This is a genomic window from Massilia varians, assembly GCF_027923905.1.
GTDB classification, from domain to species: Bacteria; Pseudomonadota; Gammaproteobacteria; order Burkholderiales; family Burkholderiaceae_D; genus Telluria; species Telluria varians_B.
The window spans coordinates 5,379,563-5,400,041 of sequence record NZ_AP026966.1; the positions used below are offsets into that span (position 1 = coordinate 5,379,563).

Below are 20,479 nucleotides of genomic sequence, written 5' to 3' on the forward strand. Positions count from 1 at the left end.
GTTGTGTGCTGCAGCGATTCGGGCCTGAGCCATGAACTCTTCACCCCGCCGGATCGATTCAGGGGTAGAGTACACGGGTGTAGTGGTCTAATGTCCCCGGACACCTCGATAGGTGGATAATTCACCTTCGAAGGAGTTTACATGACCAGGCAACGCCGCAATTTTGACCCCAGCCTCAAGCTCGAGGTCGTCCGCATGATCACGGAACAAGGGCTCAGCATTTCTCACGTCAGCCAGACAATGGATATCGGCGTGACCGCGATCCGTCGCTGGATGAAGCAATATGAGGCCGAGCAACAGGGCCAGCCAGGGATTGGCAAACCGTTGACGGCTGAGCAGCAGCGTATTCGTCAGCTCGAGCAGGAAAACCGTCAGCTTCGTAGTGATGTGGACGTCTTAAAAAAAGCATCGGCCTTCTTTGCCCGCGAGCTCAAGTGAGCTACCGGCTCATCGACGAGCTGCAAATGAAGGCCATCCCTGTGACACAAACCTGTCGCCTTCTCGGCGTGAGCCGGGCCGGGTTTTACGAAGCCAAGCACCGTGCCGCCAAGCCAATTTTTTGCAAAGCGAGCGTGCACCTGCGAACCGCGTTCATGAGCAGCGGCCAGAGTTACGGCAGCCGCCGCCTGGTCACGGCGCTGGCTAATAGCGGCCTCCAGATCGGGCGTTACAAGGTGCGTCGGCTGATGCAGCAGGCTAGCCTGAAGCCAGTCTGGAAGCGCAAGTTCGTGCACACGACCGACAGCAAGCATGCCCTGCCGGTTGCTCCGAACGTGCTTGCCAGGCAGTTCAACCCGGCAGCGCCAAATCTGGCTTACGCCTCGGATATCACGTACATCCGCACTGGCGCCGGCTGGCTGTATTTGGCTGTCGTGCTCGACCTGTTCTCGCGCAGAGTCGTGGGCTGGGCGATGGCACCGAGCATGCCAGCGACTTTGGTCTGTGATGCCCTGCGCATGGCGATCCAGGCGCGCCGCCCGCCTGCGGGGCTGATCGTCCATTCCGACCGTGGCAGCCAGTATGCGAGCGACCAGTACCAGGCCATGTTGACCGAACATGGCTTTGTCTGCAGCATGAGCCGCAAGGGAAACTGCTGGGATAACGCCGTCGCTGAACGCTTCTTCCTGAACCTGAAGATGGAACGTGTCTGGCAGCGCAATTACGCCAACCACGCGGAAGCGAAGCTTGACGTGGCCAACTACATCGCCGGCTTCTACAACTGCGAGCGCCTGCATTCAGTTTTGGGCAATTTGCCGCCCAGCGTCTATGAACGCACAATGGCAGCGAAAGAACCTATCGTCGTGTCCGAAATTACTTGACCACTACAGGGCGACTTTCCTTTACGCGCCTTAGCAAGAGCGCGCTCGAAGGCAGCGTCAACAGGGTCTTGAATTAGGGGTTCACTGTTCTGAGGAATCGGTTCAGGCATTGGGCACACAGGGTTTCCTTCAAAGGTTTTGCCAAGCATGTGAGGAATCATTAGGAACTAGGATCATTGCTTGGCCTAATGTAAGTGGGGGGGACGATATCCAATCTTAGACCGATAACGAAGATCGGTACGGCTCAGTGTACGCAATTGTTGCATCTATGGAACTTTGCGTGCTTGTTTGTCTTGACGTATGGTTTGACGAACTGCGGCGCCATCAACTTGACCGTATGACCCTGGCTCTGCAGCTTGCGTGGCCAGTGATGCGCGCTGCCGCATGTTCCATGCCAATAAGACACGGTGCCAGATTAGCGAAGAAGACCGCCATTTCCTCGCGCTTGATCTGCTTCTTCAGTGCAGCTTTGCCGTGCGCATCGACCCCATACACCTGAAACACGTTTTTTGCCAAATCGATGCCGATTGTCGTAATCTTCATAGCCACGCCCCCCTTGACTCAAGTGGTTGGTTGACACTTCCACTTTGGCACATCTGATGCCGTACGGGTGGTGGCGTCCATTGGTCTTGCCCTAACGCAGTTCTTCACTACTTCGGTAGGATATTAGGCAATCCGTGATAATTTTCATGGCGCATATGTTCAGGCTATCCATGTTCCGGTCTTCGGATCCTAGACCAGCGCAGTAGTCCTTTCGATACCGGAGCGATTCTTGATAGTTTTTCTTGACACAGAGTTCACAAGCTTCGGAGAGCCATATCTAATATCGATTGGTCTTGTTGCTGACCAAAATGAGCTTTATTTTGAACTTAGTGGTGTGTCACCTGAAATTTGTGCGCCATTTGTTCGGGCTAACGTCCTACCGTTGCTTACTGGCCCTGTGTTGGAACCAATAGAAGGCTCTAAACAGTTGGCTGCCTTTCTGTCAGTATGCGGTCCTGAAGTCACCTTCTTTTGTGATGCGCCACGTTACGATATTACATTACTAACCCCCTTTTTACCGAGCGGGTTGCGCTGGAGTTTTGCGGTTCCATCTTTCCAAGATGCTGCGTGTGAGGATCTTTTCGAACTTACTCGTGAAAAAGCTTTTGCTAGCGGTTTTCGCAGACATCATGCTCTGGATGATGCAAGGGCCCTGGCTGCAGCGTGGACAGCGGCGCGTCGTACCTAATGGTCCAGTGAACGTCTGTAATGGGTCGATAGCCGACGTACTCGGCCGTAGTTCGGAAGCCAACATGGCGGCCGTGTTCCTAGACGGACTGATTCCATGGCCCAAGCACTTCGCTCAGAAGACCTTTGGTTGCTTGAAGCCGCTCATCTCTCGACCCGTCGTGAAAGGCGGACGACCACGCATTAACGATCAGGCGACACTAACCGGGATCCTGTTTGTGCTCAAGACCGGGATACCACGGGAATACCTGCCGCGCGAACTCGGCTGCGGCAGTGCATGACTAGTTGGTGCCGCCCCCTACGAATGGATGAAAGCCGGCGTTTGGCAGCGCATCCACGAGGCAGTTTTACGACGGCTGCGCGAGAACAACGAGATTATGTGGGATCGAGCTTGCGTTCACGCTGCCAGTGTGCCTGCCCCTGCGGGTGGCGAGCATACAGGCGAAGCCCGACTGATCGTAGCAAGCTCGGCTGCAAAAGGCCATCTGCTCTTAGATCAATGTGGGTTGCCGCTGGTAGACAGGATATCGGGCGCCCAAGTGCATGACTCGCGCTTGCTTATTCCACTCGTGGAAGCTATCCCAGCGGTTAAGGGGTTGTCCGGTCGTGCGTGCAGGACGTCGAGGTAAGCTGCATGCTGATCGAGCATACGCTTCACGAGCGCATCGCGCCTGGCTGCGCCGACGCGGCATTGCAACACGTATCGCGCGCTATGGCGTAGAGTCGCGCAAACGGCTCGCCGATGGCGGTGGGTCGTCGAGCGTACCTCGGGTTGGCTATAACGCTTTCGCAGACTGCGCATACGACATGAGCGAGGAGCAGACTACCAGGCGCTCTTTCATTTGCATACTCGCTCATCTGTTGGCGGTATGTCGAGCGGTTTTGTTAGGCATACGTGGTGTAGAATTCGATTATGTTAATCAGAGATAAACCTTCCCACTACGCAACTTCAGTTGAGCTCGAAGAAGCTATCTGCAGGCATCGCAAGCAAGTGAAGAAATTAATCGTTGAGGCTCGAACTCATCCCGCCAGCTCATTAAAAAAGAGGAATTTTCTAACCGACAATAAGAATAACAATTCGGGTCTCCGAAAAATAAAACGCTCCCGCTTTTTTTAATTTTCGAATTTCGGCGACATGCTTGACACTATCCTTTTGGCTGAAGACAGTCTTAATGATCAAGAGTTGATGATCATTGCGCTCAAGAAGGCACATATAGCGACGCAACTAGTGATTGCAAACGATGGGGAAGAGGCTCTCGACTATCTTCTTTGCCGTGGAAAATTCGCGTCCCGCCCTGCTGGTAATCCTGCGTTGATTTTGCTTGATCTTAAGATGCCGAAACTAAACGGAATTGAAGTCTTGCGCGTGCTACGCTCCACTCCTGAGATTTCAAGAGTTCGCGTTGTCATAATAACGGGGTCGGTAATGGAAGAGGATCTTTCTAACAGCTACAAATTTGGAATTGAATCTTTTATAATTAAACCCGTGGAGTTTGAAGATCTCGTGCGTGTGGCAAAAGACATTAAAAAAATATGCATCTCGAATGATAGTTAGTGAATTGCAAGTAGCGCAGCGCTATCGCTCCCTATATCGAAGCAGCTGATTCTTTGTATTTTATGGAAAACAACCCATTAGCATGTCGTGGTACGAGATATTTCGGATAACAAAATTGTTCGGCTTTATTCCGGGAAACACAGGTGAGCAATTGGAAATATTTAGGAACGCAACACTTTTTCCATGAGGATCGCTATATAGAGAATTCGATAGATGTCTGGACTCGTGGGATCATGTACCCATGCGTAGCTGGCCGCTCTTCAAGGCCAGACACGTTTTGCGTACACTGTTCCAATCCGACTCTTCACTGGCAACTCGATGACCCAGGCACTGCACAGCCAAGCCCGTACTACCCACCTGATCCGTGAGGAAATCAGGAACTCGACGCTCCCGCAGGCCGAACTGGCCAGGATGTACAACGTCACCCGCCAAACCATCCGAAAGTGGCAAAACCGCGAGTCTCCTGAAGACAAGTCGCATGCGCCGAACAAGATGTACACGACGCTCACGCCCGAGCAGGAGCTCATCGTGGTGGAGCTGCGCAAGACGTTGCTGCTGCCCACGGACGACCTGCTGGCGGTCACGCGCGAGTTCATCAATCCAGCCGTCTCGCGTGCCGGCCTGGGACGTTGCCTGCGCCGCCACGGTGTCTCGGATCTACGTAACCTGGTCGAGCAGGAAGGCACTGCGCCCGCCACGAAAAAGACCTTCAAGGACTACGAGCCGGGCTTTGTGCACATCGACATCAAGTACCTGCCGCAGATGCCCGACGAGACGGCAAGGCGCTATCTCTTCGTTGCCATCGACCGTGCTACGCGCTGGGTCTTCATCGAGCTCTATGCCGACCAGACCGATGGCAGCAGTGGCGACTTCCTCAACAAAGTCCAGCAAGCCTGTCCCGTCAAGATCGTCAAGCTTCTGACCGACAACGGCAGCCAGTTCACCGACCGCTTCACGGCTGGCGGCAAGAAGAAGGAACCCAGCGGCACACACGTGTTCGACCGCCTGTGCAAGCAGCTCGGCATCGAACACCGGCTCATCCCGCCTCGTCATCCGCAGACCAACGGCATGGTGGAGCGCTTCAACGGTCGTATCAGCGACATCGTCAACCAGACCCGTTTTGGTTCAGCTGCCGAACTGGAATCGACGCTGCGCAATTACGTCAAGATCTACAACCACAGCATTCCGCAACGCGCGCTCCAACACAAAACACCCGTTCAGGCGCTCAAGGAATGGCATGAAAAACGCCCTGAATTGTTCAGGAAGCGCGTGTATAACCAGCCGGGTCTTGACACCTAGATCTATCAGACGCAACCTCGGTAACATCTGCGTTCAACCATCTAGTATTCCCATGCAAGATCAAGTCATGAATGGCGTCTTGCACTTCTTGGCTAAAACGCATCGAGCATGTGACGGGCGAGATGACCCTGCATATGCTAGCTGTAACTTCAAAGGGCTGGTTAACGTTGCGTGGCGTGAAGGGAGTGCTTGTAGCAACCAGGGCAAAGTCCATTTGTGCCACAGAGCAGCTTGCTTAAAGTATTTTCCCTGTAGGTCTTGCCTCGGACTATACAACGCTTTGGCCGGGACTCCAGCATCGGAAGCGACAATCGCATTTAGAGGACTGCGGTACCTCGACCTCACTAATGATCGAGTAAATTTTTTGACCGGTGCTTTATAATTGCTAAGCCTTACCTACGGCAACAAAATCTTAGACAATGTTGCTGGCCAATACCTACAGCAACGTGCTATACAAAAGCTAGCACAGCCATATCGACTACGATCCGAATCGTAAGGTGAGATGGAGCGGGCAACGGGGATCGAACCCGTCTAACCAGCTTGGGAAGCTGGGACATTACCACTATGCTATGCCCGCCTTGACAACACAGTACTATTTTACCCTAACAATAAACAATATGTAAGAATTTTATTCATCAATACTTACATCAGCGTCAACTGAACTCTAGGTCAAGTCCAACTAGCCAGCCTGAGAATCATATAATGCGCCTTGAGTGCATACAAATGATCTGAAAATTCAGTTCGGACGGCGAAATTTTCAACTTGAATCTTTGATTGAGATAACGTTTTTTCCAATCTTAGTCGTCGGCATGGTATTTGCATGACGCTCACCGCGTGAGCGAACTCTAGCGATCTCGTCGAGCTTATCTTGAACGCCTTTCTCATGAGACTCCATTCTTCGAGCCATAGCGCCCATTTCAGATAAAGCAAGTTTCAACTTCTGCTCGAGATCCTGATTTTGTTCACGAAGCCCTTGATTGATAGTACGCAGATCTCTTCGACTCGATCGATCCTCGTCGCTTCCTGAGATCAACGCGTAGACTTTAGGATAACGGCAATTGGCATGCCCTATTTGAGTTCTTGAGAGTCCAATCCATTCTCCGTCGAGCAAGTTACCAGCTTCCAACGCAACGGCACTCACTGTAAGGCGCAGTTTCCCTAATTTTGCTTTTTTGATTAACGCCGGGCAAACTGGATTGCCATCCTTAATCCTATTAATGGCCTCAAAGAAACGCTTCTCCATGCCTTCGAAAGAGGCCGGCAAATCTTTACGCTTTCCCATGTTAATTAAATACCTCGTCTTCCAATGATATTAACGGCACATCTACACCCCATCCTCGCAAATAGCTCAAGGACTGCTCAGCTCGGTTTTTAGCGACGGTAAACTGCGATTCGACGCCAGCTATTTTTGCTTTCTGCCAAGCTGTGATATTATCGCTGTAGCGCTTCATCCAATAATCAATAGTGTCTGGTCCCGCGATAAAAAGGTAACATCCGGTGCATGTGCCAGGTCGACGGTGACCGTAATTAGGTGTTTTATTGGCCCAATGCACTGTCTGCCCCTTTTTATGGCATTCTGCCTCAGTCGGCGCAAGCCCACGAAGACAACTGCCATAACCATGGAAAAAAATTTTCAGATTCCGATTGGCACACCATGATCTTATTGCCTCATATGCGCTTTGCCCATTTGCATCTTCAATGATTTTTTCCATATCTGGCTTATAGCTATCCATTATCTTTGCTAAGCGCCCTATGTGTTTAGGTCCATGACCACGAAGTTGCTTCAGTAGCAGATCCGCTGTCATGTTTAGATTTTCGTTAGCGATGTCTTTCAACAGACTGATATCTGTTCCAACATAGGCCTTCTCCGTCATGGCCAAAGATAAATGTTTAAATTGTCGTGCAATCGCTGGAATCATTTTAGGGTTGACCTGGAACAAGAATCTAGCATAAGTTTTTCGCCACTGATGAGTGACAATACACTTGCCTTTAGTCGCTTTATAAACTCTAAAAGCTGGGTCATCGCCGAAATTTTCCCAGTTCACCATTCGGAAAAAAAATGTTTGCTGTCGTCTACTCAAGGCTTGAGCCGTCATTGGAACAATTTCGTCTTCCGAATTAGGAAATCCTGGGCACTTCCAATCGATAAATAGCAAGTCGGACGTATTTTCGTCCGCGAGCTTTCTCCATGGGTCAAGAAGTTCTTGTACTGCCACGATCGCTTGTACCGCAACTGGTAAGATTTTACTATCACGTGGCGTTGCACCTATAAGCCATTCGGTCTCTTCGGGATTTGCTCTCATTTTAGAGGTCATGCCGGTAATATAATAAAGATTTAACATCCCCGACCGCGAAGGCCTAACAGTGATACATTCTGGAAGACCTTTTGGACGTAAGCCCGCTTTTAAGCTTAAAAGCTCACTGACTCGCATTCCTGATTCGCCTTGAATTGTGGCAGAAGCTGCACCAATAAAATCATCGATGAGCCTTCTTACTCCAACTAGACGCCCACTTGATCTTAAGGGATTCGCATGCCACTTTTTGAGGCTGCGATACCTCGAATTAAAATCAAAATCTTGCACGAACTTGTCTGGAGTAGTTTTCGCTATCTTACAATAGCGCAAAGCTGCGACGTATTCAGAAATCTCTGTCAGGTCGTAGACCGAGCTATCCATGTAATTCTGCGCCACATTCAATATCTCGATGGCCACTTCGTCCGGCAACGGAGGTATAGCTGTATGAAGTGCCGTCGCTAAGTCTTCCGATATTTTGTTTATTGAAGTTCCGCCAAATGGTTTACCAGTTTTAATAGCCCCCAGTCCAGCATCTTCAACGCTGAACGTTGACTCCAGATTTTTGACCATGGCATTAGTAGATGCATAACCCATGCTGAACTCACGCCTCCGGACTGCTCGCACCACATGTCGTCGACGTCGCATTCCGGAAAATCATGGATTTCCAACCTATTAGCAATTCTCTTTTGAACGGCCTCGCGATAACGCTCCGAGGCACGTTGATCTAGTTCATCCAAATGCATGTAATTGTTTTCAACCATCCACACGGCGAGCATATTAATGCCACGTCCGAATGGAGTTAACGACGCTGGAGCGAGCGCTGCAGAATTTCGCGGATCAATGAAACAACTCCACACTAAAATTCGAAGCTCTTCTAACAGCACGGCATACTCGGGGTCGCAAAGATTGGTCCCGTCAGTCATCGGTACGTCCCAAACTATCCTGCAATATTTTTTCTTTGTTCCTGGGGTCAGATTATCAAAAATCCAAAGCGAATCGCTCCACATACTGTGGCTAGACACTCGAAATTTTTCATTCTTACTCGGGTAATAGCACTGTGATTGGCTACGCTGCTGAAGAATTGTTTGCGTTGTAAAGCAGATATCTAAAGAAAGGGGCAGAGGAAGCATCTTTATTCCAAAGGAGGCAGAGGGTTTAACCTATACTCTCTAGCTTTAATATAAACATCATTTGAGAATTCCGGAAGCCATAGTTCGAGAATTGCGTTCTTAATTGGCAACCATCTTTCCAGCCATGCTTGTGGGGCTAAGTCGCCTGATGCTTCGTCGATTGCAGCAAGCAAATTATATGCTTGAGCACAAGCATAAGGACTGCTCAAGTCAAGCGAGCCATGAGGGCAAATCGGACATTGCCCATACTCATCACACAGTTTGTCTTTCTGACCAATCGGAGAATCAAAAGGGTCGACGCATTGCCACCCTGGCGTTGCCGAACCCAGGTCTGACTTCGGCGGCTTCTTCCGCGGATCGATTTTGCCCTTAGATATACGCCACCGCTCATTAAGCAAACGAACCTCACCGAGCACCTCATCTCCACGTGCCATTTGATTTCCCGTGGTATAGCTTTTGTAGGTTACATCCGGGTCAGTATGATTTCCCGCAGCCTGCTTTGCCCGGATGTCTCCCGAAAATAATACGTCTGTGATGTCCAATCCAGTCACTCTGAATTTCTTGAACGAATGATGAGTAAGGTTGTTTTCTCGAAAGAACGAGGCGTATGCGAGATCAAAACTGGTGTCACTACCGCAGGTACCTTCATATCCATCAAATCCTCTTGGAACGTCACCGCTCCTCGAACAGGCGCTAAAAAATATGGCAAGCCTGTTTCGGAATCTAGGTTCAACCAGTGGCCGGATGCCGCGCGTCCAATCAATTAGAAATTTATAGATGCTCGCCGGGTTATCGATATCGTCCGTCGCTGGCCGAACCTGCACTTGACGCCGACCTTTAGCACGTTTTTTTCGAGGTCTCGATATTATGTAACTGCCAGCGTCCTGGTCTTCTTCCTCAAAATGTTCTGCTACATCATGAGTTTGCGAAGGAACGGCTACCAGTTCTATCTGACCGACTTCGTTAGTTCGAATCAGATAGTCATCGATATTGCTAGCGAGAATTGTTTCCAAATTAGATTCGAAATGAATCGCTAGTATGTTTAAGAAAGGGATCAGGTCTCGAGCCGTTGGATAGAAACATCGAGATACTCTTCTCAGCCCTCCATGATATCGCGAGATCGCCTTAGCTAACGAAGGATCTGATCGGTCATCCGCCAGTTGTTGCAATGAGAAAAGACCACTCGGGTAACGATGACGAAGCGTCGCTAGCACTAACCCTATATTTCGATAGATATTTGGAACTTTCCCATAACTCAGGCCATGATTTTGCACTGCAAGTTCCTCACGCTCGCGCCTTGTATCGACGAATACTATTTTATTATTCGACGAAGCGCACATTTGTTCGCGCATACTCCTTACATCAGTAGAAATAGCTTCCATTTCCTTGATGCATGTTTGATAAATGCGTGCAAAGTCTTCGTGTGGAATTGGCGACGCTTTTTTACCTGCTACCGGCGCTTGTCCGGACCAAATATTAGTTCGCACCTCAAGATCTTCTGGAATATCCTTCCCCCACGGTGTGTTTCTGAGGCCGTCAATAAGCATGCGCAACGTAGTCATTGCCCCGTCTCTCGTTGACACGGCCAATGAACTCCTGCCATTGGGGGCACGTTCTAGCCAGCGAATGTATGCGTTGATCAGAATAGTACTGATATCGCTCGCGCAGGTAATCATCATTTTCTCAGCATCAAGAAATGAATAGAAATAGCGATATACATCTCCGAGTTTTTTTCTAAGTGTTGAAGTTTCCCAAAGCCTGGGCTTTCCAGCATTTAGAAGCGCATTTGCAAACGGATTTGCTAATGCTGGAAATTTGAGCAGACGAGAGGCATCAATTACGGCGACACCGTGACGCGCCGCGGTATCCGGCCAGTACAGCAGAAGTTCGCCTTTAACTACATCATGTTCGACCCGAGCTTTTTTATTTACACGCTTTTCGACGATTGACGTAATATTATCTTTTGATGCAGCCTGTAGCCGCATTCGGGCAAAGGCGCTTTGAGTAAATTTCTTAGGCATTGTGAACGCCGCCAAGCTTTCTTGTTGCCTGCATGACCTTTTTACCGATTCTCGCTTTTTCTATGGCGCAAACATGTAAATAAAGATCTGTCGTAGTACTAAGCTGCGCATGTCCTAGTAAAATCTGAATTTCTTTCCAAGGCTCTGCATCTTTTTCAGCAATTAAAGCGAAATATTTCCAAACAGCAAATGTATGCCGAAGGTCGTGGAACGAGTGAGACGAAACCATCTGGTTATAAGACTGCATCGTTTCTGGGTCTAGATTCTCGACTCGTGTGAGTAGACCAGCAGCGCGACATGCCGAGCTGAATGCATAGGACAAAGTCTGTGGACGAATCGCCTTGCCTGCATTGTGGCCAGCATTATTGTGGTTCACAAATAAAGTCTTGGGTTCCCTAAATACTAGTCCTTTTGTTTTCGCATAGGCTCTGCCTGCGTTAACTGCGGCTTTACGCTCTCCCTCAACATACGCAATAAGCTCTGGCACTAAATATGCTGGAACTAAAATTGTTCTTGGCTTTAATCGCTTTGTTTTCGTCACCACAAGAGGAATATAGCCGCTATCTCGGCCATCTTGAGACAGACGGCGCCAATGACTGTCAAGGTTAAAGACGTCATTGGGAGTAAGTTTCGAAACTTCGTCGACCCTAAGCCCAGTACTACAGCTTAACTCTGATGCCAAGCGATCGCGCGATTTAGTTAATTCCCCTGCGCGCGCTTCGCTGGGCATAGGTCCTAATTCTCGCTTCACATGTTGCCACTCAATTTCGGTAAGAGCTCGAATTACGCCACTGGGCCCGACTTCCTCGCGATAAGCAGATACATAACTATCATCTTGCTGTCCGTTATGAGTATGCCGTAGGACATCAGAATTGGCTGGCCGAGTTCGCCCTTTCCTTACTTTAGTTTTCAAAAAATCGCCGAAATAGATACCCCGGCCGATAGCGAACTTATAAAAAGCTTCAACCGTAATTTGCCTTCTTCGGATCGTACTATCTTGGAGGGGGCGGTGAGTGACATTGCTAATCAGATCATGAAGTTGATCTCGATATTCGACGTAGTCATTCTCGTTAGCTAAATCCCAAGCTTTTCCAAACGTATTTGGTCCCGTCTCGACGTTTTGTAAGAAATCAAACCAACAACGCAAGTCATAGGCTTCCGCTGCAGTTGTATTAGCTGCCTTAGCATTCCACTTACGCTTCCCTTTGTGGTCCAAATGTTTCGCTGCGAGATAGTGCAGAGCAGGTTCGATGAGCTGCTGAGATGCGGCGTCGACGAGCATAGGGAAGCCGTTAGGCAAGGCCCATGCTCGCATGGGATGGTCCGTCGGCAACTCTACAGCGGTGACAACAGTGATCATTACGTTTGCTCATCATGAAAATTCGATGAACAATCTTAAGGCAGAAGGGCGTGATGTAGCAATGATAACGTACCGTTACTGAACGATTTTTGGTCTTGCACATCACGCAAAAGCGAAATGTGAATGGGCGCGTTCGTTACATCGCGATTGAAAGTCTTGAGAGGGAGATGTTAAGGAAGAAGGTAAATCGAGCGGGGCTTCAGTGAACAGATTTCATCTTATATAAATTGAGCTACACCCGCGTTGCCTGCATTCTACGCGCGTTTGCGGCGCTTTGACAAATCTTCAATGCAGCGCGAAGCCGGCGCTTGGCCTGCCTTCGCGCTGCATCAAGTCAGCCGCAACTATTCCGGCTGCTCGACCTTGTACCCCTTCGCGGCCAGCGCCGCCACCAGCCCCTTCGGATCGAGCAGATCCTTCATCGACAGCAGCGCGAAGCTCGACGCGTTCTTCGCCAGCGCGGCCTCCGCATTGGCGAGCCACATGGCACGATGGCGCTCTTCCGCGCCCTGGAAGGCCGGATGGTCACGCAGCACCGCGCTGTTGCGGATCGCGTTGCTGCAGCTTTCCGCTTCGTTGAAATCGAGCTTGCGGATCGCGTCGATGTCGCCCTTGGCCCAAGCGTTGGCGCGCACGCGCATCGCATCGATGTCGGTCTCCAGGCGTTTCAGGGTGTTCGAAAAGCAGGCCACGTCATCGAGCTGCGACTTCTTGAAGTCCTTGATCAGCTGGCGCGGGTTGTCGACCTTCAGTTCATTGACCGTCTTCGTTACCTTGAGCTTGTGCTGATCGACGATCTTCTCGACCTGCTTGCGCACGTCGGTGCTGGTAGTCAGGCCGGCCTGCTTCAGCGCGGCACTGAACAGCTCATTGGCCACGAAGATCGGCCGGTCGCGCTCCTTGTTCTTGGGCAAGTATTTTTCCTTGAGCGGCAGCCAGCGCGCGTAGACCTCGGCCGGGAGCACGTCGCGCAGCAGCGCGTCGTCCGGGTTCTTGTTGACGCCGATGAGGCTGGGCAGCGCCAGCGCCATCTAGAAGTAGGACGCCTCGACCTTGGTGACCGGCGGCGCCAGGTATTCCTGCGAGCGGCCAATCACCGCTTCGACCTCGTGCGAGCGCCAGTCCATCTTGACCGGCAGCGGCGAATAGGTGCCGAAGATCCACAGCACGTGATCGTCCTTCGAGACCTTCCACATGCCGGGCCCGGGCTTCTGGCCGACGACCAGGATCTGTTCCGGCGCCGCCGGCGCCTCGTCGGCCGATACCGGCGAGTCAGGCGCGCTTGCGGGGACGGGCTCCGGGGCGGCGGTCTGAGCCCGGGAAGGTGCTGCGTACAAGGCCAGGCACAGCACCGGCAGGATTGCAAATTTGAGCATCAGGACATCCTTGTTGTTGGTTGTCCATCAAGCTTAGCTCTGCAATATGAGCGAAAACTTAAGATAATGAACGGCGACTCAGACAGCGCGACCGACGACGGCGCGACGCCATTCCCAACAAGCCAATGCCCAGCAGGGCCAGGCTCGCAGGCTCGGGTACCGCTTTCGGCGCGGAGACGCGCACGTTGTCCAGACCGGCAGTCGTGATGCTCCCCCCGGCGTTCCTGGTTTGAATCGTCACGCTGGTGAAGGTGTCGCCATTGGTGGCAACGATACCCAGAAAACCGGTTGCCGCCGCGCTCGACGATGCAGTGGGGATCAGGAAGCGCTGCTGGTTGTTGATGATTACCGCATAGTTATCGGTGGTGTCGGTATTAAACCAGTCGAAGCCGAACGCGCTCACGCCGGTGGCAAACGTGAAGGTCACGGTCGGCGCCGTACCGCCATTGCCCGTACCGGAAGGAGCATTGCCCCAGCCAAAAAACTGCTGGCCGCTGAACGTAGCGGGAATCGGCCGAGTGTCGCTGACCGAGGACACGCGGCCGGTCGCAATACCCGACAGATCGCCATTGGCCACTGTGCTGAGCGTGAATCCATTGAAGCTTCCCAGATAGTTGGCATTGCTCACGCCGAGCTTTGCACTGCTGAACGTCTCCAGCGTGGTTGCCCCCGCCGCCGCCTGGAAGTTGCTCAGGCTGGAATACGTGATGAGTGCCGCTTGCGCGGATGCAGCCATGCTTGTTGCCAGAACAGCAGCGCTCAAGAGAGTAAAAGTCTTCATGCGATCCTAGTTTGGTGAAGTGTTTTCTTACTCCAAAGCAGGAAGTGTGCCTAAAAGAAATTTACTAATAGAATTAATTACTTACAGAAATTGGTCGAGACTCTTCCGCTGAAGATGTAAATCTTTTCGACAAGTTTTATCTCTTGTTCACGCCATACAAGAATGTCAGCGGCCGCCTTGAGCGTCTTCATCCGGGTCCGGCATATCCGGCCGCGCGAGCAGTTCATGCGCCAGCCTCAAGCCCTTCACCATGACGGAAAAGGCTTCGTGCTTGGCCGCTTCGTCCGGCACCCGCAGCACATAGGACGGATGGTAGATGGTCACCAGCCAGGCGCCGTCGATGCGGACCGGCTTGCCGAGGAAGTCCTTCAAAGCCACCGTGCCCTTGCGCATCACGGACTTCAGCGCCGTCGCGCCCATGGCCACGATCACCTTCGGCCTGACCGCCGCCAGTTCCTTTTCCAGCCAGTAGTGGCAAGCCTCGATCTCGCGCTGCACCGGGGTCTTGTGCAGGCGGCGCTTGCCGCGCGGCTCCCACTTGAAATGCTTGACGGCGTTGGTGAGGTAGATGGCCTTGCGGTCGAGCTCGGCCTGGGCGAATACCTGGTCGAGCAGTTTGCCGGCCGGGCCGACGAAGGGCTTGCCGGCCAGGTCTTCCTGGTCGCCGGGCTGCTCGCCGACGATCATGATGGGCGAGCGTTTTGATCCTTCGCCGCCGACCGCCTGGGTGGCGTACTGCCACAGCTCGCAGCGCCGGCACTCGTCGAGTTTCGAGGGCTGCTCGCGGTCGGGTTGGGCGGCTTCGGCGCTGATCGGGATGGTGGCGCCGCCCTTGCGGCCGACCGCCTCGACCTGCCCGATCTTGCGCGCCCCGAGTTCGGCCTGGCTCACCAGCGAAGGCACGATCGCGCCTTCCGGCAGGTTCTTCCAGAAGCGCGAAGGGATGTGGCTTTGCATCAACTGGGCGTTGACGCGCGCCGGGTTGAAGATGCTGCGGTAATAGGTGAGCCAGAGCGCCTCGCCGGCATCGTCAAGGTCGGCGGCGCTCGACATCAAGGGGCCGGTATTGTGCAGCGTGTGGCCGTCCCACAGCACGCTGGCCTCGGGCGTGGCGATCATCCAGCTGATTTTGCCCATGCGGGCCACGAAGTGTTCGGCCACCTGCGGCAGCACGTCGTGGCGCGGCTCGAACCAGGCGACGAAGCGCGGGTCGCCTGCTTCAGGCGGACGCTCGCGGAATCGGATGTAGGCATGCATGTCGTGCTCCTCGCGGCGCACCGCCTTGACCATGCCGTGCAGGCGGCTGCCGTCCGGATCGGCGGGCGACTGCACGTCGTGCTCGCCACGCGTCCAGCGCCACAGCACGCGGTACAGGAAAGCCCAGCGGTCCGGGGCGCGGAAGCACGCGGCGCGTCGCAGCATCTCCAGCAGCGATCGCGGCACGCGCGCGGCCGGCGGTCCTGGCGATTGCGCTTCCTGCAATCGGGAGCCGCCATTATCGGCCGGCGCGGTCGCGGCCGGCGCACCCCAGAACAGGTCGCCGCCGTCCAACGTGCCCCAGTTGGCCGCCTCGGGCGGCACGCCGGCCTTGAGCAGCGCGCGCGCCGCCTCGCGCCACTCGGCGAAATCGTGCACCGCCCCGGGCGTGGCGGCGGTGTTCATGCCGCCTGCAGTTCCGGCCACAGGTTCATCTGCTCGGGCGCGTCGGCCAGGTGGCGCCGGAGGATATGGGAACTGGCCGCGCCCTGCGCCGGCTTGTAGTCGGCCGTGACGATGAAGGGCGCCAGCTTCTTCATGCTGCAGCGCAGGCGCGACAGGTCTTCCCAGCGGATGCGGCGGATGCGGCGCAGTTCGACGATGCGCTTGGCGTTGCGGATGCCGATGCCCGGCACGCGCGCGATCATGGTCTCGTCGGCGCGGTTCAGGTCGAGCGGGAAGTGCTCGCGGTTGGCGAGCGCCCAGCCCAGCTTGGGATCGACGTCGAGCGCCAGGTTGCCGGATTGGGGCATCAGTTCGCCCGCGGTGAAGCCGTAGCCGCGCAGCAGGAAATCGGCCTGGTATAGGCGGTGCTCGCGCAGCAGCGGCGGCGGCGCCAGCGGCACGCTCTTCGGGCTTTGCGGGATCGGGCTGAAGGCCGAGTAGTACACCCGCTTGAGCTTGTAGCTGCCGTAGAGGGTTTCGGCGGTGTTCAGGATGGTGTGGTCGTCGCTGGCGTCGGCGCCGACGATCATTTGCGTGCTCTGCCCGGCCGGCGCGAAGTTCGGCGCCTTCGGTTCTTCACGCTTTTCGTCGAGCTTGCGGCGGATCGAGCCCATCGCCAGCTTGATGGTGTGAACGTTTTTCTCGGGCGCCAGGCGGGTCACGCTGTCGTGGGTCGGCAGCTCGATATTCACCGACAGGCGATCGGCCCAGCGGCCCGCCTCTTCGATCAGCAGCGGGTCGGCGTCGGGAATGGTCTTGAGGTGGATGTAGCCGCGGAACTTGTGCACCTGACGCAGCTGGCGCGCCACGGCCACCAGCTGTTCCATCGTGTAGTCGGCCGACTGGATGATGCCCGAGCTCAGGAACAGGCCGTCGATGTAGTTGCGGACGTAGAAATCATGGGTGAGCTTGACCACCTCGTCCACCGAGAAGCGCGCGCGCGGCACGTTGGACGTGCGGCGGTTGATGCAGTACTGGCAGTCGTAGATGCAGAAGTTGGTAAGCAGGATCTTGAGCAGCGAGACACAGCGGCCGTCCGGCGTATAGCTGTGACAGATGCCCATGCCGGTGGTGGCGCCGAAGCCGTCCTTGTCCTCCGACGAACGCTTGGGCGCGCCACTGCTGGCGCAGGACGCATCGTATTTCGCGGCGTCGGCCAGGATTTCCAGTTTGTCGCTGAGTTCCATCGCATGCCTTGAACTGTATGGGCATACAGTATACTATCGCGCGCGTATGCACAGGGCCGGTGGGCGCACCTGTACCGGCCCTCCGCCGGTTCAAAGGAGGGACAAGACGTAAAAAAACCCGGTCAACAGACTAATGCCGTTCAGTTAGCGTAAAAATGTAGGGTGGTCGGCTTCGCCGACCGCGCGTCCAAATCACCAATGCACTGTGGCAGAGCAAAATGGAGTTGAACGCGCGGCCGGGAAACCCGGCCACCCTACGCTTAACTGAACGGCATTACGGTCAACAGACCGGGCTTTCCATTACAACATCAGATCAACGAATCGGCTTGCCGTCCGCATCGACCACGGTCACCTCGCCCCAGCCGAGCGAGCGCACGCCGGCCTCGATCTTGCGCAGGTCGCCGATCACCATCCACACCGCTTCGTCCGGCTTGATGAACTTGCTCGAGGCCGCGGCCAGCTGCTCCGGCTTGAGCGCGCGCACGTTCGACGCGTAGCTGGTCCAGTAATCGTCGGCCAGGCTCAGGTTGACGGCGTCCAGCCCTGCCGCTTCGAGCGCGGCGAGGGTGGAGAAGCGGCCCGGCAGGCGCGAGGTCATGTTGCGCATGATGCTCTCGTATTCAAGGCCCACCAGCGGACGCTCGCCGGCCACGCCGCGCAGTTCCTTCTGGACCTCACGCATGGCTTCGACCGTCTTGTCGGTCTGCACCGGCGCGATGATGTAGAACGGACGCTGGCCGCGCACGTCCGGCAGGCGCGCCTGGGTGCCGTAGCTCCAGTGCTTGTCCAGGCGCAGGTTGCGGTTCAGGCGCGAGGTGGCGATGCCGCCGAAGTTGGTCATCACCGGCTCCATCGCCAGGTCTTCCGGCTGGCCGTTGGGCTGCGACACGTGGGTCGCGACGATGGTCGACTGCGGCGCGTCCGGCTTGTCGATCAGGATCAGGCGCTTGCCGCGGGTCGGCGGCACGGTGGCCATCTGCTTGGCCGGGGCGCTGCCCTGCTGCCACTTGCCGAAGCTCGCTTCCAGCGCCGGCAGCAGCTTGTCCATGGTGGTATCGCCGGCCACGACGATGGTGGCGCTGCCCGGCTTGAACCAGGTGCCGTGCCATGCCATCAGGTCGTCGCGGCTCAAGCCCTGGACGCTGCCTTCGAAGCCGGAAGCCGGCTTGCCGTAGGCATGCTCAGGGCCATACAGCACCGCCGGGATCAGGCGCAGGGCCAGGCTGTTCGGCTGGGCCTTTTCCTGGCCGATGGCGGCGATGCGGCGGCTCTTCGACAGCGCGAACTGGTCTTGCGGGAAGCTCGGGCTCAGCGCCGCCTCGGCCATCAGCTTGAGGGATGGCGCCAGGTTGGCGCTGGTGGCCTGCAGGCGCACCAGCGACTGGTCCTGGTTGGTAGCGGTGCCCAGGCGCGCGCCCAGGTTTTCCAGCGCGTCCGACAGCGCGAAGGCGTCACGCGATGTCGTGCCCTTGTCCAGCAGGTCGAGCGCCAGCGAGGCGGCGCCGGCCTTGGCCGCGGTGTCCGAGGCCGCGCCGGCGTCGACCGCCAGCGAGGCGGCGCCGGCCTTGGCCGCGGTGTCCGAGGCCGCGCCGGCGTCGACCGCCAGCGAGACGTTGACGATCGGGGCGGTGTGACGTTCGAGCAGCACGACCTTCAGGCCGTTCTTCAGCTGGGCGCGCTGCAGTGCCGGGAACTTCACGTCCGGCGCCTCGCCCAATGCGGGCAGCTGCTTGCGGTCCAGGGTCGACTTGGTGGCCGCCAGCTTGGCCGAGGGCCGCACGGTCATGGTGTAGTGGTTGGCGCGCAGCCAGCGGTTGGCAGCGGCCTTGACGTCCGCCGGGGTGCTGGTGGCGAACAGCTCGAGGCGGTCGAGGTAGGCGTCCGGCTTGCCGCCGTAGGTCTGGCTCTCGGCCAGCACGTCGTTGCGGCCGCCCATGCCGCCCACGCGCTCCAGGCCGCGCGCGAAATCGGCCAGGTCGCGGGTCTTCACGCGCTTGAGTTCCGCGTCAAGCGGGCCCTTGTCGAGCAGCTCGGCCACCACGCGCTCCATCTCGCGTTCGACTTCCGCCGGATCGACGCCCGGCTTGACGGTGACGGACAGGTTGAACGTGCCGCCCAGTTCCGCATCGTTCACGTAGGCCGAGACGCCGGTCGCCATGCCCTTCTCGTACACCAGGCGCTTGTCCAGGCGCGCGTTCTTCGAGCCGGCCAGCACGCCGGCCAGCAGGTTCAGGCGCTGGGTGTCGGCGTCCTTCCACGAGGAGGTGTGCCAGCTGCGGTAGATGCGCACCTGCGGCACGTGGTCTTCCATCTCGTCGCGGATGTTGCGGTCCAGCTGGGGGATCCATTTTTCAAGGCGCGGCAGCGGCGGACCGGGCGGGATCGCGCCGAAGTACTTGTTCACCAGCTCATAGGCGCGTTCCGGGGTGATGTCGCCGGCCAGCGAGATCACCGCGTTGTTCGGGCCGTAATAGGTGCGGTACCACTCCTTGATGTCGTCCAGCGAGGCGGCCTGCAGGTCTTCCATGTAGCCGATGGTCGACCACGAATACGGGTGCGAGTACGGGTACATCTTGCTTGATATTTCCATGCGCACGCGGCCATACGGCTGGTTCTCGCCCTGGCGCTTCTCGTTCTGCACCACGCCGCGCTCGCGCTCCAGCATCGCCTGCGAGATGTAGTTGCCCAGGAAGCCCATGCGGTCCGATTCCAGGAACAGGGTGCGCTCCAGCGCCGACACCGGCACGTCTTCGAAGAAGTTGGTGCGGTCGACGTTGGTGGTGCCGTTGCGGTTGTTCGCGCCCAGGTCGTCCATCGCCTCGCGGAAGCCGTGCGGGTAGTTCTCGGAACCGTTGAAGAAGAAGTGCTCGAACAGGTGGGCGAAGCCGGTCTTGCCGCGCTTCTCGTTGCGCGAACCGACGTGGTACCACATGTTCACGCCGACCACCGGCACGCTGTGGTCGGCGTGGACCAGCAGGGTCAGGCCGTTGGGCAACACGAATTTTTTATGGTCGATGCTGTAGGCCTTGCGGTCGAAGACGGTTTGCTTCGTAGCGGGTGCGGCGGCGTGGGAAGGCAGGGCTGCTGCGGCTGCGATACCGAGCAGGATGGGCAGTGCGAGTTTTTTCATGGCGTCTCGTGGACAGTTGTTGTATGTATGCGTCCCGTCGAATCGCGCGCCGGTTGGACGCGCGGTCGGCAGAGCCGACCACCCTACAGGAATCGC

At 55.7% G+C, this 20,479-nt stretch carries 15 protein-coding genes, 1 tRNA gene and 2 pseudogenes; 5 read left to right on the top strand and 13 right to left on the bottom strand.

Annotation, left to right across the window (positions count from 1 at the left end; translation table 11 throughout):
• Positions 1–141 precede the first annotated feature (141 nt).
• Positions 142–1,319 (top strand): IS3 family transposase gene (locus MasN3_RS24280; protein WP_370662286.1). Its coding sequence is split into 2 segments (ribosomal slippage): positions 142–409 and positions 409–1,319, totalling 1,179 coding nucleotides; the frame shifts between segments, so codons are not numbered across the junction.
• A gap of 280 nt (positions 1,320–1,599) precedes the next feature.
• Here the strand turns inward: MasN3_RS24280 and MasN3_RS24285 are convergent.
• Positions 1,600–1,862, bottom strand: a pseudogene (locus MasN3_RS24285) (IS110 family transposase); the annotation flags it as partial.
• 229 nt (positions 1,863–2,091) lie between these two features.
• Here MasN3_RS24285 and MasN3_RS24290 point away from each other — a divergent pair.
• From MasN3_RS24290 to MasN3_RS24305, 4 genes and pseudogenes are all read left to right on the top strand, one after another.
• Positions 2,092–2,550 (top strand): hypothetical protein, encoded by a 459-nt coding sequence (locus MasN3_RS24290; RefSeq protein ID WP_281910909.1) that lies wholly within the window; start codon positions 2,092–2,094, stop codon positions 2,548–2,550.
• Between the two features lie 96 nt (positions 2,551–2,646).
• A pseudogene (locus MasN3_RS24295) lies at positions 2,647–3,438 on the top strand (IS5 family transposase).
• Positions 3,439–3,684: 246 nt separating this feature from the next.
• Positions 3,685–4,104: a response regulator gene (locus MasN3_RS24300; RefSeq protein ID WP_281910910.1), complete on the top strand. Its 420-nt coding sequence runs from the start codon at positions 3,685–3,687 to the stop codon at positions 4,102–4,104.
• Between the two features lie 318 nt (positions 4,105–4,422).
• Positions 4,423–5,403: an IS481-like element ISKpn27 family transposase gene (locus MasN3_RS24305; protein ID WP_223723632.1), complete on the top strand. Its 981-nt coding sequence runs from the start codon at positions 4,423–4,425 to the stop codon at positions 5,401–5,403.
• A gap of 503 nt (positions 5,404–5,906) precedes the next feature.
• Here the strand turns inward: MasN3_RS24305 and MasN3_RS24310 are convergent.
• From MasN3_RS24310 to MasN3_RS24365, 12 genes are all read right to left on the bottom strand, one after another.
• Positions 5,907–5,980 (bottom strand) — tRNA-Gly (locus tag MasN3_RS24310).
• Between the two features lie 180 nt (positions 5,981–6,160).
• The gene (locus MasN3_RS24315; protein ID WP_281910911.1) at positions 6,161–6,685 is read right to left on the bottom strand and encodes a hypothetical protein; all 525 of its coding nucleotides are present in this window, start codon (positions 6,683–6,685) and stop codon (positions 6,161–6,163) included.
• Position 6,686: 1 nt separating this feature from the next.
• Positions 6,687–8,291 (bottom strand): hypothetical protein, encoded by a 1,605-nt coding sequence (locus MasN3_RS24320; protein ID WP_281910913.1) that lies wholly within the window; start codon positions 8,289–8,291, stop codon positions 6,687–6,689.
• The gene (locus tag MasN3_RS24325) at positions 8,177–8,827 is read right to left on the bottom strand and encodes a hypothetical protein (protein WP_281910914.1); all 651 of its coding nucleotides are present in this window, start codon (positions 8,825–8,827) and stop codon (positions 8,177–8,179) included. Before MasN3_RS24325 ends, MasN3_RS24320 begins: the two co-directional genes overlap by 115 nt.
• A 2-nt stretch (positions 8,828–8,829) precedes the next feature.
• A complete protein-coding gene (locus tag MasN3_RS24330) occupies positions 8,830–10,848 on the bottom strand; it encodes a hypothetical protein (protein WP_281910916.1) in 2,019 nt (672 codons plus the stop codon).
• Positions 10,841–12,130, bottom strand: coding sequence for a tyrosine-type recombinase/integrase (locus MasN3_RS24335; protein ID WP_281910919.1), 1,290 nt, complete (start codon positions 12,128–12,130; stop codon positions 10,841–10,843). Before MasN3_RS24335 ends, MasN3_RS24330 begins: the two co-directional genes overlap by 8 nt.
• 422 nt (positions 12,131–12,552) lie before the next feature.
• On the bottom strand, positions 12,553–13,239 hold the full coding sequence (locus MasN3_RS24340; protein WP_281910920.1) for a TraB/GumN family protein: 687 nt from the start codon (positions 13,237–13,239) through the stop codon (positions 12,553–12,555).
• Entirely contained in the window at positions 13,240–13,584 is a 345-nt protein-coding gene (locus MasN3_RS24345) for a hypothetical protein (protein ID WP_281910921.1), read from the bottom strand. It lies immediately after the preceding gene.
• A gap of 58 nt (positions 13,585–13,642) precedes the next feature.
• A complete protein-coding gene (locus tag MasN3_RS24350) occupies positions 13,643–14,365 on the bottom strand; it encodes a PEP-CTERM sorting domain-containing protein (protein WP_281910924.1) in 723 nt (240 codons plus the stop codon).
• A 165-nt stretch (positions 14,366–14,530) separates the two neighbouring features.
• The gene (locus MasN3_RS24355) at positions 14,531–16,027 is read right to left on the bottom strand and encodes a UdgX family uracil-DNA binding protein (RefSeq protein ID WP_281910927.1); all 1,497 of its coding nucleotides are present in this window, start codon (positions 16,025–16,027) and stop codon (positions 14,531–14,533) included.
• Positions 16,024–17,253: a putative DNA modification/repair radical SAM protein gene (locus tag MasN3_RS24360; RefSeq protein WP_281910930.1), complete on the bottom strand. Its 1,230-nt coding sequence runs from the start codon at positions 17,251–17,253 to the stop codon at positions 16,024–16,026. The genes MasN3_RS24355 and MasN3_RS24360 overlap by 4 nt, the downstream gene beginning before the upstream one ends.
• 313 nt (positions 17,254–17,566) lie before the next feature.
• Positions 17,567–20,383 carry a M16 family metallopeptidase gene (locus MasN3_RS24365; RefSeq protein WP_281910932.1) on the bottom strand — a complete coding sequence of 939 codons (2,817 nt, stop codon included), beginning with the start codon at positions 20,381–20,383 and terminating at the stop codon, positions 17,567–17,569.
• Positions 20,384–20,479 lie beyond the last annotated feature (96 nt).